The sequence below is a fragment of the Microcoleus sp. PH2017_08_TRC_O_A genome, from assembly GCF_020738665.1.
Taxonomy (GTDB): Bacteria; Cyanobacteriota; Cyanobacteriia; order Cyanobacteriales; family Microcoleaceae; genus Microcoleus.
The window spans coordinates 41,905-54,628 of the sequence record NZ_JAEQCE010000027.1 but is presented as its reverse complement, the minus strand read 5'-3'; the positions used below and the strand labels follow the sequence as shown (position 1 = coordinate 54,628).

The following is a 12,724-nucleotide window of genomic DNA, read 5'->3' as shown; positions in this document are numbered from 1 at the left end:
TGCTTTCACCCCAGCACCAGGGGGGATGGACTTCGGTTTCTAGGGTACTTCCGTCACCATCATGTTCCACTCAGTTATCCAGGTCGTCCCTGGCTAGCCATCCTCCGCATTGCTTATATAGCAAGGGTTTCAGCTAAACGAATCGCACTCTCAGAATATTGGCAGAACCATTTAGGTCTGCATTCACCACGGTTCCATCGGCAGACTGATACAATCCACGCTTAATTCGTCTTCCCGACGCTTTCCACCCTTCTGGCTTTTCACCGTACTTGCGTAGGGAGTCTCCATCAAGAAAACTAGCTTTGGATGTATATGCTTCTTCGGTTTCAATAAACCTGATGCCGTGTAAGTCACACAGTTGATTTAATCGGTCTTTCAACTTTCCTAAAGGCATTTGAACAAACTTTTGATTGTTCTTTTTACCCATATTAGCATTAGACTTAAAGCCTTGATTCCAGCCACAAACAATGTTGCCAATGCTGTGTTCCAAGCAATGGCTAACAATCAACTTCGCGGTCTTGTTAATGCCATCGCGCATTTGGTGGTTGCGTTTTCGGGTTGCGCGGTCTAGCCAATTATCCCAATAACCTTCTGCCTTTCCTTCTTTTCTAGTTGCTACTTTTTTGTTCCATAGCTGATTCATTGCTTTCATAGCGCGAGCATCAATCAAGAAAGAATTTCCCAATGTATCAATGCAGGCTGCTAAATTGTCAGCAGTTCCCAAGTCAATTGATAACGCTTGATCGATGTCTAGGCTGTGTTGTTCTTTTTCAACCTCGTAAGATGTTTCAAGATAAAAAGCACCATTCTTAGGTAGAATCGTAAACTCTTTCACCTTGGAAAAGTCAAGATTTGACGGCATAGGCAGAAAGAATTCGGAAACTTCAAACCACCGCTTTACCGTCAATCCCAAGGAGAATCTTAGCTGATTACCAATAAGTTTAGGTCTTAAGCCCCCTGAGTTTGGATAAGCTACTTTGAACAACTTAGGCTCTTTCAGGTATCCCGGTGGCTTGGGCTTAAAATATAATTGACCTTTGATATACAAATCTCTTAATTCTTTAAAAGATTTAAAGGCTTCTGCGACCGACATCAATGTTTGCTGCATTGGCGTTGATGGCAACGACTTAGCAACCATTGATTTTGCCACTGACGGCTCAAAAGATAAGTCGAACTTTCCAGTCAACAGCTTTCCTGTTTTAAAAAAAAGTTTGGCGAGCCAAATATACACCACTGTTCTACAGTTTTTTGGATTGTCGGCACAGGTATTCTAGTAATGTTTGAAGTTCTTTGTCTGGTGACAGTAATACTTGCTGAACACCCATTGCTTTTTGTTTTTTTGGCACCTCTGTTTTCCTGAATATTGGTTGATTTGCTTATTCTAAACGAGTATAGTGGATACGTCAATTTGTATCAACAAACTATTTATGCTGCCACTTGCCGAATACAAAACGCACAACCACGTTAAGTTCTTACTAAACTACCACTTTGTCTTTATCCCCAAGCGCCACAAAAAAGTTTTATTGGGCGACGTGGCGACTAGAACTCGTCAGATTTTCCTAGAGTTGTCAATTGAGAAAGGTTGGGATATATTGGCGCTAGAAGTGGCCCCAGATCACGTACATTTGTTTGTAGCCGTCAAGCCAACGGACACCCCTGTCTTAGTAGTTAAGTTGTTCAAAGGTCGTTCTAGTCGTTTTTTGCGGGAGGAATTCCCGGAACTGAAAAAGCTGCCATCTTTGTGGACGAGCAGCTATTTTGTGAGTACAGCAGGTAATATCAGTAGTGAAGTGGTGAAGAAATACATAGAAGACCCGCATCATTCAGCTAATTAAGAAAGAACACTCTTGACTGAAGTAAAGAGCGTCGCTTCCCTCTCAGGTCTAAAGACTCGCTCGTTTCCCGCATCCCGTATTAGTTTTATGAAGCCTTGCGGATTTTGGCATTGGGAACCAGTGCTACTGCCAATGGACGGAATGTAAGTCAACCTGGTAAGATTTCGGTCTTGCTGGATGCTGTTCCGCTTGAAGTTGGAAGCTCCCGTCATAGCGGTATCCCGCTTGACGATGAGTAGTTCACCCAGATCCCCGCGAAATTACCCATAAGCAGGGCAAATATCCGTAAATTCACTGATTCAGTTAGGTAATTAAAATTTCTTAATTAAAAATTCCAAATTCCCGCGCCGTCCGGTTGATTAGCAGATAGAGGTTGTTTGGGTATTTAGGGCATTACCCCACACCGCAAAAGGTGACAAATCAAACTAAACTCAACGAAAGAAAGTTTAGACTTTCGATTAACTCTTTTAACTTTTAGCCGGCTTCAATTGTGATCGCACTCGAATTAGACAGATTTTATAAAGCCTGCAACCCGAGCAAGACCCTTGTCGCGGGAGACCCAGGAGATTATCAATACTACATTGATTTTGGTTCGGTGCGGGGTGGCAAAATCATTGAATCTTTACAGCGAACCATCACCCGGATATCCCCCGACGAGCCAACCTGTCAGCTATTTACAGGGCATATCGGCTGTGGCAAATCTACCGAATTGTTTCGACTCAAAGCTGAGCTAGAGCAAGATGGTTTTTGCGTCGTCTACTTCGAGTCTTCCCAAGACTTGGACATGGGCGATGTAGACATCAGTGATATTTTGCTGAGCATTGCCCGCCAAGTCAGCGAAACGATGGAATCCGCCAAAATTAAACTCAGACCGAGCTACTTTACCAATTTGTTTGCAGAAGTGGCAGAATTTTTGCAGACTCCCATAGATTTGTCAGCGGAAGCGGAGTTATCTATAGGAATTGCTCGAGTTACTGCTAAAACTAAAGATTCTCCCAAACTACGATCGCAACTCAGGCAATATCTCGAACCCCGCACCAACAGCATCTTGCAGTCGATCAACGAAGAACTCCTCGACAGAGCTAACGCCGAACTCAAGCAACAAGGCAAAAAAGGCCTCGCAGTCATTGTTGACAATCTCGATCGCCTCGACGCCTCACTCAAACCCAGCGGACGCACCCAGCCAGAATACCTGTTTTTAGACCGTGGCGAACAGTTGAAAAAACTCAATTGCCACGTCGTCTACACCATTCCCCTGACTTTGATTTTTTCTAACGACTTTGGCCGTCTCGCCAGTCGATTTGGAGTCAAACCCAAGGTGATGCCGATGGTACCCGTGCTGAGGCGATCGGGCGACGATCATATCGAAGGAATGGCACTGCTGCGGCAGCTCGTATTGGCTAGAGCTTTCCCCACAGTCGCTCCCGCCCAACGCATCGATTTGATTTCCAAAGTCTTTGACTCTCCCGAAACTTTAGACAGGCTTTGCCGGATTAGCGGTGGCCATGTTCGCAATCTACTGATGCTTTTGTATAGCTGTTTGCAACATGAAGATCCCCCCTTCTCTCGCGAATGCCTCGAAAGCGTCATTCAAGAATATCGCGATGACCTTTTGGGAGCCATCAATGACACGGAATGGGAATTGTTGTTTCAAGTCGTCAACCGACAAAGTGTAACCGGCGAAGAAGAATCTCAAATCTTGTTGCGAAGTATGTTTGTCTTTGAATACCGGGATCAAGAAGGTCGCTGGTTTGGCATCAATCCAGCCCTAGCAGAAACCAGAAAATATCAGGAGTGGCAGCAACGAAATCACCAAGAATAGTTGGGATTTTTGAGATCGCATTCTTCGACTCTAAGATCCGTTAGCGGCGAGTAAATTGGAAACTATTTAACTTAAAATTTACCGTTCAAAACTCCCAATTTCTACAATCCAATAAGCACGCAGTCAGCGGTTTTTCCCACTGGCTGATTTCTCTTAAATGCGGTCTTTACGCCGCGCATATAATTGCCCCATAAATATTTGTCACCACACAATAAATTTCCCCAACCTCAACTGTCATATCTCCCATGCCAGACCAGGTAGGTATGTATTGATCCGTTGCTCCTAGTCTGGAGCGAGCATCCATGACGAATTTTTTTTCTTTTTTCCAAATATATGCTACAGATATACCTATTGTTTACTAATAGCTAGTCGCTGGTATTATCGATACATTTAGCTGTCTGATATTGATGAATGGAGGATTTTATCTGTAGCTGACTAAAAAATATTTGATCTAGGTTTAATTTTTATTGTCAAGTTTCCCATTCTCTGAGATTGGGAGCTATGATGTTTTTAGATTAAACCTGATGACTATGTAAGTATTCATAGGAGAAGTACGAAAAACTACGTATTCCTACAGATATAAAGCGCCAGACCGATACGGGCATCTCTAAGTAGATACTGTTTCCGTCACGATCGGCAATCGTTAGGTAATTGATTTCTGCAAAAGGGGTGCACGCATGACCGATCTACTTAAACAACAAGAAACTGCCAGCTACAACGAGCGATCGCTCAAAACTCTGGTAAGGTCCATCGCCATGTCTCAGCAGCAATTTTCGCTAATTTTGGTGCGGTGCAACTACGAGCAGTTGCGGCAGCACATAGCGCAGCGGCTGCGAGAAATGTCCGCAGTTCCAATTCAAGATCTCGTCCTGCCAGCATCCGTCAAAACCCTTTACACTACCCTCCAGGCAAACACGCTTCAGAACGGGGCTTCGGCTGTAGGTTCTGCCTCAGCTTTGATGGTATTTGGTTTGGAAACAGTAGTAGCGATCGACGAATTGATGGCCTCTACCAATCAAGTGCGAGATGAATTTCGCAAAAATTTTTCCTGTCCGGTGATTTTGTGGGTAACAGATGACATTGTGACCAAAATGATTCGTCTGGCCCCGGACTTCAAAAGTTGGGCCGCCGCCACCATTAAATTTGAAATGGCTGTTGACGAATTAATTAATTTCCTGGCACAGCAAGCCGATACTATATTTAAAGTAGGCGAAATAAATCAAGAACTAGGCAGCAGTACAGCCGGCACCCGACCAGGTTTTTGCGCCTGCGAAACCGACTGGGAAAAACCAGCCCAGGAGCATCAAATTAGCTCCGGAGAACGCTTTCTCACCTTTAACTCTCAACTGCAAAACGGACGACAATTAGATGTCCACTCGTATTCGCCTTTGAGTCCGGGCAATACCCTCGATTTGGCGATCGGCTCTTTGTCGCGCCGAGAACTAGAATTAGCTTTAAGAGATTTACAAAATCGCGGTCAAGAATTAGAACCCGCCCTGAAAGCCAGCCTGCAATTCGTTCTGGGTCGAGATTACTATGTCAGCGACCAAACTGAAACAGCATTAATTCATTACCAAGAAAGCTTAATATTTTGGCAGCAGCAAACCGGCAACTGGGAACTGGCAAACTGGGAATATGCCGAAAATCGATCGACCCTCTGCTCCTCATTGTCGAATCCTGTCCCCAACATCCTATTTTTAGAGAGAGAAGGCATAGTGCTATTTCACATAGCCCTGTGTCACAGATTGCAAGCAGCCAGAAATCCGGTAGCCAACCGCCACCACTGGGAACAAGCTTGGATTAGCCTGGAACAATCTAGAAACGCTTTCTCCCTTGCCGATCGCCCAGAATTGGTAGCTGAGGTGACAGCACACCTCGGAGAGGTACTGCAACGCCTCAAAGCTTGGGGAGAGTTGCAAGCATTAGCTGAAAATTCTTTGCAGTTGCACTTCACCTACGGTACTCCCAGCCAATTAGCTCAAGATTACGGGTTTTTGGCTGAAGTTGCCCTGCAACAGTCCAGGTGGAGTCAAGCCCGCCAGCTAGCCGAGTTGGCTTTGGCGATTTTGGATCAAACACCTAATGATTTAAGATTGTTGATTGAAGATTTGAGATTGGGATTTGCGGGAAATTATCCAGAATTCGTGGGTACTAACGAGTTCAGTAACGATCCCAAATCTAAAATCCAACATCCCAAATCCGATCGCAGTTCGTATCTTTTACTGTTAGCCCGAAGTTTGCGGGAGCTAGGTCAGTGGGAAGCGGCGGTTCATTCTTTGGAGTTGGCTCAAAATCAAAGCGAGCCCAAGTACGACCCCCGACTTTACATCGATATTTTGACAGAACTCCAAGCGGTTTATTTCGAGCAGGGAGAGTATCTCAAAGCTTTCCGGATTAAAAAAACCCAGCGATCGATCGAGTATCAATACGGATTTAGAGCTTTTATCGGAGCCAGCCAATTGCAACAGCAGCGTCAAGCTGTCAATCCTTCGAGCCCCTCAGCTCAAAATCAAGCTGCGATCGCAGCGGAAATGACAGCTTATTCCCGCCAAAAAGATATCAATAGATTGCTCGAAAGAATTAGCAGGGACGATCATAAATTAACTATTATTCACGGGCCCAGCGGAGTTGGAAAAAGTTCTCTAGTCAATGCCGGCTTAGTACCTGCTTTGAAAAATATTACTCCGGGCGCGCGGGATGCCTTGCCAGTAGTTATCAAAGTTTACACCGACTGGCTGGTGGAATTAGAAAACGCTTTGAACGGAGCGCTGTACGACAAACAAGCCGAAGATGAAACGCAATTAATCGCTCAAGGACTAAAGGAAATCCACAAAAGCAGTTGCTCTATTTCTCCAGAACGCGGCTCGGAAACTTCTTCTTTTATTATAGAGCAGTTGCGCGAAAATGCCACAAATAATTTGTTAACTGTGCTAATTTTCGATCAATTTGAAGAATTTTTCTTTGTTTCGACTTCAGTGGCACAAAGACAACTTTTTTATAACTTTTTGCGCTTGTTTTTGAACCTGCCTTATGTCAAGATAATTCTGTGCTTGCGCGAAGATTACTTGCACTATTTGCTCGACTGCGATCGCTTCCCCGATCTCGACGCCATTAACAATAATATTCTCGACAAAAGCATCCGCTACCAACTACGCAGTTTTTCAATAAAAGACGCGCGGGCTGTGATCGGACACTTAACGAAACGGGCAGAATATTATTTAGAACCGGCACTGATCGATGCCTTCGTCGAAGATTTAGCAGACGAACTGCAAGAAGTGAGACCGATCGAATTGCAGGTAGTAGGAGCGCAACTGCAAGAAGAAGGTATTACGACTCTAGCACAATACCAGCAATTGGGCGCCAATCCCAAAGCAGAATTAGTGAAGCGATCGCTCGAAGGAGTGATCTCTGACTGCGGCCTGGTTAACGAAGACGCAGCTTGGAAAATATTGTTTTCCCTGACGGATGAAAGAGGCGTGAGGCTGATTAAAACCAAAAACGAATTGTCCTTAGTGACAGGCCAGCAGCCGGCAGATGGGGGCGAAAGTGAATTATTGGCGATCGGCAGCAGAGGCAGAATTTCCCTACAGCGACAGTTCGCAAAAGAACCAGAAAGCGGACAAAAGAAAACCGACAACCTCGACTTGATTTTAGACATTTTAGTCGGTCACGGTTTGCTATTTCTGCTGCGGGAATCGCCCGAAGACCGCTATCAATTGGTACACGACTATTTAGTGCGGCCGATCCGCCAAAGATTCGGCTTAGAAGCCAGACTCCACAAAGCAGAAGCCGACAAAAAGATGAGTCAAGCACAGCTCTACCGAGCCAATACTTTTCTCAAACAAATGCTAGGAGTAGCAGTGATCGGCGTCCTATTGCTAACGAGTTCCACGATCGCCGCCGTCAACTTTTGGTGGCGGGCAGTCGGTCAAAAACAGCTAGCTGTCGCTCAAACTCAGCGAGCCGAAATCAGTACCCTCACCGCAGCTTCTGAAGCTCTTTATTTTTCAAACAACAAATTTGACGCCATGCTAGAAAGTTTGAGAGCGGGTAAAAAGTGGAGACAGATCGAAGGCTCCCAAGAAATGCACAGCCTCAAGGACACCGAAATTCTGATTGCTGCTGCCCTCCAGCAGGCAGTTTATGGCGTCAAAGAACGCAACCGCTTGGAGGGACACGGTGACGTAGTTTGGGGTCTGGGTTTCAGTCCAGACGGTCAAACAATAGCTTCTGCTAGCGTAGATAAAACCGTGAAACTTTGGCGGCGCGACGGCAGTTTGCTGGCTACTTTCAAAGGACACACTAACAGTGTCTCCTGTGTCACTTTCAGTCCCGATAATAAAACGATCGCCTCGGCAAGTTTAGATAAAACTGTCAAAATTTGGCAAACAGACGGCACTTTGTTAACCACTTTAACGGGACACACTAATAGCGTTACCACTGTTGCTTTTAGCCCGGACGGCCAAACGATCGCCAGTGCATCTACAGACAAAACTATCAAAATTTGGAAAACCGACGGTACGTTGCTGCAAACGATCGAACAACCAGCTCCCATAAATTGGATCAGCTTCAGCCGCGACGGTAAAATCATCGCTGCGGCGAGCGATGACGGCACTGTAAAACTGTGGAATGCTGACGGCAGGTTAATCGCTAATTTGTGGCACAGCGAAAACAAAAAACCCTCCAAAGTTTACACGGTCAGTTTTTCCCCCGACGGTGAAACGATCGCCAGTGCCGGTGAAGACAAAACGGTGAAAATCTGGAGCATCGCTGCCATAAAATACCCAGCCCGAAAAAAATCAGCCAAGGCAAAGGCGGGCGAACTGCTAACAACTTTGCGGGGACACAGCAAGTGGGTATTTGGTGTCAGTTACTCCCCCGACGGTAAAACACTTGCTTCTGGAAGCGCAGACGGGAGTGTCAAACTCTGGAGTCTGGCTGGTGTTGGCGACAAACGTCCAACGGATGCTAGCAATATTAAACCGGACAGTCGTTTGCTCAGAACTTTTGAGGGACACGCCGATCGAGTTACTCAGGTAAGTTTTAGCCCGGATGGCAAAACTTTGGCTTCGGCAAGTTTTGACAAAACTATCCGACTTTGGCGGCTCGATGATGTGCCCCTCAAAACCCTCGACGGACACCAAAACCGGGTGCAAAGCGTTACTTTCAGCCCCGACGGCCAAAAGCTGGCTTCTGCTTCTACGGACAAAACTATCAAACTCTGGAGCCGCACGGGGATTTTGCTCGAAACCTTGGAAGGACACACTCAGAGAGTCGCCAGCGTCAATTTCAGCCCCGACGGACAGCTACTGGTTTCTGGGAGTTACGACAAAACGGTGAAAGTCTGGAGTCTGAACAAAGATGCGACGAGTAATAGTCTCCCTTGTCCTTCGGCGCCGCTATTTCCGTGTTCGCCTTCTGTGCTGTTTACCCTCGAAGGACACGGCGACAGCGTGATGAGCGTGAATTTTAGCCCCGACAGCGAGATTATCGCTTCGGCGAGCAAGGACAAGACTGTGAAACTCTGGACGAGACAGGGCAGGTTGATTAAGACTTTGACGGGACACAAAGGCTGGGTGACTGGGGTGACATTCAGCCCTGACGGTTCGATGTTGGCTTCTGCAAGCGATGACGGCACTGTCAAAGTGTGGAATCGGGACGGTGGTTTGCTGAGGACTTTTGAAGGGGCTCACAATAGTTTTGTGTTGGGGGTTGCTTTTAGCCCTGATAGCAAAATGCTGGCTTCGGCTGGTTACGACAATTCGGTGAAGCTGTGGAAGGTGGACGGAACTTTGGTAGCGACGTTGCTGAAGGGTTCTAGCGACAGCGTGACTAGCGTGGGTTTTAGCCCGGATGGTTTGTTGGTTGCTTCGGGCAGTTACGATCATAAGGTGAAGTTGTGGAGCCGCAGCGGGACGTTGCTGAAAACTTTGACGGGTCACAAGGATAGTGTGATGGGCTTGAGTTTTAGCCCGGATGGGAAAATTCTGGCTTCTGCTAGCAAGGATAATCGGGTAATTTTGTGGAATTTGGATCTTGATGATTTGCTGGTGAGGGGCTGCGATTGGGTGGGGGATTATCTTAGAACTAATCCTAATGTGAGCGATCGCGATCGGCGTCTCTGCGACGGGGTGGTCGCAAAACCTCAGTTTTAGTCATTTGATTGTTGGCGGTTGACGGATGACTGTTGACTGTTAAGGAACGGAGGACACTCCAAAAGCCATTTCCCTACCGCAAAATAATCTATCGCGATCGTACCAGATGTAACTATCGCCCGATTAATTGTAGGGAAACGGCACTGCGCCGTGTCCTGACTTTGGGTAATATTAATTCCGATGCCACCGGATTTGATATCATTTGCCGATCGGGATTTGTGTTAAAAATCCCGCCTCTCTTAGGAAACAAAGTCCCCCGATATGGATAATTTTGCTATTAACAACTGCCATGAAATACACCAGTAAAGTTGCTATTATTGATAAGGCAAATAGATATAGCAGTCCTAAATCAGTGGCAAATTTATCGAGAGTATAATCCTTGTAGTACAATCATCTTTCTCGCGTGTCATTTGGGAAATAATTTAAAATTGCTATATAATACAAGATCTAAACTAATTTAGACAATAATTATGAGTCTTCAAGAAATTGCCAAGGGACGCATCGCTGGAGCTGATATGATTCAACGGTATAGAGCCGGAGAGCGAAACTTTACAGGGATTGATTTAAAATCCGCTCGTCTTCAGTGGCCTTGTTTCATTGATATCAATCTCAGCCAGGCCGATTTGAGATGGGTAGACTTTGAGATGGGGCGGACTCGCCTAATCAATGCCAATATGAGTGATGCCAATATGGAAAAAGTTTCTTTAGTATCGGCTTTCATGCTCAATGCGAACTTGAGAGGAGCTAATCTCAGAAACGCTAACTTAACTAATGCTGACCTAACTAATGCTGACCTAACTAATGCGGATTTGAATGGTGCTGATTTAAGCGGTACTGCTCTCATTGGGGCTAATCTAACATGAGCTAATATTACTGATATTAAAACGACAAAAGATACTATTTTTTGTCAAACTATTATGCCTAATGGTCAGGTACAAACCGATCCTCACAGACTGACAGATGTTCAGGAATTTCTCAGACTTTATGATGAAGGTGAAAGAGAGTTTCAGGATATAATTTTGCATGAAGTCGATCTCAGTAATGTTAGTTTATCTGGCGTTAATTTTTTGTGGCAAACTCGCTTCAGCCACGTAAATTTGGTCGGAGCTAAATTGACTGATTGTAATTTTGGTGGCATTAAACGTATTGTTTTTAGTGACATGAGGAATACCAATTTAAGTAACTGCGAATGGCGCGATCCTCAAATAATTTACTGCGATCTTAGAGGTGCATATTTGGGATTGCTTGATATGTATGCTCCTGATTTTACAGGAAGTAATCTTGAGGGTATTCAAAATTTTTTTGGTGTCGAAGAAGATATGTATTTCTGTAACACCACTTGGGTAAGTGGAGAATTTATCCCCGGACCAATCAATTCTAGTGAACGTTGGATAGAACGCCCGCAAAAGATTAGGAATGATAGATTTTGAAGAAGTTGCCATGTGAATATATCGGTTGAATAAAATAGGACTTACGCAGAGCATTGAGGGAACAGTCATTTTTTGAACATTTTTCAAAATAGTTCTGCGTAAATCCCAAGCGAGTTGGACTTAGGGAGGTGGAAACTGGAAATCGCTTTGTTGTTTAATTCGATTCCGAACATCTTCAGGAAGATTTGACAAAAAGTTAAAAACCTTGTCAGAACCCTGAGTATTCAGAAGACTTTCAAGCTGATTAATAGAAATCTTCCATGTATTTGGTCTTCGCCATTGTTCAGCACTTGTTATGGGATCGCGGCTTTCACCTAACAGTTGATTAAGTGGATTCGGGACTGCTGGTTGCCCGATCCAGTTCGTGTAAGGTTCTGGTATGTTGGGCGTAATGTACGTGTAACTGCCAAGAATATCTTGTACCCCAAGATTTGATTTGTTGGAAACCAAGATTGTTTTCCATGTCCATCCAGGAATCCGAATTCCGTTAGCTTCTAAATTTGTGGGATTTGTATTTCCCTGATTTTGTGCTTCCGTAAGTGCTTCAGGTGCTCTAGTTTTTGGCTGAACCGACCAATTCTGTTCTTTAGTATCAAAAACACCAGCAGTAATATCAAGTTTTTTGTTGTAATCAAAAATTAGCTGGTCAACTAATCCTGATTCTATTGCAGACCATGCAGGCGAAATGTCTGGGTCTAAGCTACCTGTGTTATTGCGGAAACCAACAAAATGTAGCGGCGAGTTGAAAACAGATCCTTGATTGCGGATTAACTTGCCCGTACTATCATAAAGTTTACCCTCCTTTCCGATAGAACCGCCCTTCTCCAAATCGAGTTGTACCATTGAGGCAAATAAAACATCTGCGGCTGCCTCAGCAAAACCCGAATTGTAAAGTGACGATGCTATTGTTGATTGTGTAAATAGATGCAGGAGTCGAGTTATGGACAAAGAAAGTATTGCTGTAGAAGAATTACTCAGACGATATGTGGCTGGCGATCGAGATTTTAGAAACATCATTTTAGAGTATGCTGACTTGAGCGGAGTTGAACTGCAAAATATTAACCTGAGTGGTGCTCAATTTAACTATGTCAATTTGAGCCGACTCAATTTGCATAGGTGCGAGTTGGGTTCGGCTCAATTTTGGTACTGTAACTTTACAGAAGCTAGAATCACCTCAAGTCATTTGCAATACAGTAGGTTTTTTGACTGTGACTTGAGAGAATTTAACAGTAGTAGATGCGACATAAGCTCGGTTAATTTTACTAGAGTCAATTTACAAGGTGCGAAGCTTGGGGGCTTTGGCGAAGACCCTTGTAACTACTGGGACGTTATTCGCCATGACGGAGTTTTTATTTCTGGTTTCACTTCCAATCTGTATCGCTCTTCCTGTAGCAATACTAACAGGGAAGTATGAGATTATAATAATATCCTAAAAAGTTATGAGAGTATGATTACTTCTGGGCTAAACGGAACTTCCTCCTG

General features: G+C 44.8%; 8 protein-coding genes. 6 read left to right on the top strand and 2 right to left on the bottom strand.

Translation table 11 applies throughout. The features are described 5' to 3' along the window. Positions 1 to 133: 133 nt before the first annotated feature. The gene (locus JGK22_RS11700) at positions 134 to 1,150 is read right to left on the bottom strand and encodes a transposase (protein ID WP_293198897.1); all 1,017 of its coding nucleotides are present in this window, start codon (positions 1,148 to 1,150) and stop codon (positions 134 to 136) included. Between the two features lie 277 nt (positions 1,151 to 1,427). Here JGK22_RS11700 and tnpA point away from each other — a divergent pair, with 277 nt between their 5' ends. The 5 genes from tnpA (at position 1,428) to JGK22_RS11675 (ending at position 11,242) form a co-directional block, all read left to right on the top strand. Next, the gene (gene tnpA, locus JGK22_RS11695) at positions 1,428 to 1,835 is read left to right on the top strand and encodes an IS200/IS605 family transposase (RefSeq protein WP_293186113.1); all 408 of its coding nucleotides are present in this window, start codon (positions 1,428 to 1,430) and stop codon (positions 1,833 to 1,835) included. A 490-nt stretch (positions 1,836 to 2,325) separates the two neighbouring features. After that, the gene (locus JGK22_RS11690) at positions 2,326 to 3,657 is read left to right on the top strand and encodes an ATP-binding protein (protein ID WP_293150090.1); all 1,332 of its coding nucleotides are present in this window, start codon (positions 2,326 to 2,328) and stop codon (positions 3,655 to 3,657) included. Positions 3,658 to 4,334: 677 nt separating this feature from the next. After that, positions 4,335 to 9,812 (top strand): AAA family ATPase, encoded by a 5,478-nt coding sequence (locus JGK22_RS11685; protein ID WP_293186112.1) that lies wholly within the window; start codon positions 4,335 to 4,337, stop codon positions 9,810 to 9,812. A gap of 470 nt (positions 9,813 to 10,282) precedes the next feature. Next, entirely contained in the window at positions 10,283 to 10,675 is a 393-nt protein-coding gene (locus JGK22_RS11680) for a pentapeptide repeat-containing protein (protein ID WP_293219465.1), read from the top strand. A 54-nt stretch (positions 10,676 to 10,729) separates the two neighbouring features. After that, positions 10,730 to 11,242 carry a pentapeptide repeat-containing protein gene (locus JGK22_RS11675; RefSeq protein ID WP_293219463.1) on the top strand — a complete coding sequence of 171 codons (513 nt, stop codon included), beginning with the start codon at positions 10,730 to 10,732 and terminating at the stop codon, positions 11,240 to 11,242. 120 nt (positions 11,243 to 11,362) lie between these two features. Here the strand turns inward: JGK22_RS11675 and JGK22_RS11670 are convergent, their stop codons facing one another. Next, entirely contained in the window at positions 11,363 to 12,190 is an 828-nt protein-coding gene (locus JGK22_RS11670) for a hypothetical protein (RefSeq protein WP_293186107.1), read from the bottom strand. Between JGK22_RS11670 and JGK22_RS11665 the strand changes: the two genes are divergently transcribed. Beyond that, entirely contained in the window at positions 12,183 to 12,656 is a 474-nt protein-coding gene (locus JGK22_RS11665) for a pentapeptide repeat-containing protein (protein WP_293219461.1), read from the top strand. The genes JGK22_RS11670 and JGK22_RS11665 overlap by 8 nt on opposite strands. Positions 12,657 to 12,724 lie beyond the last annotated feature (68 nt).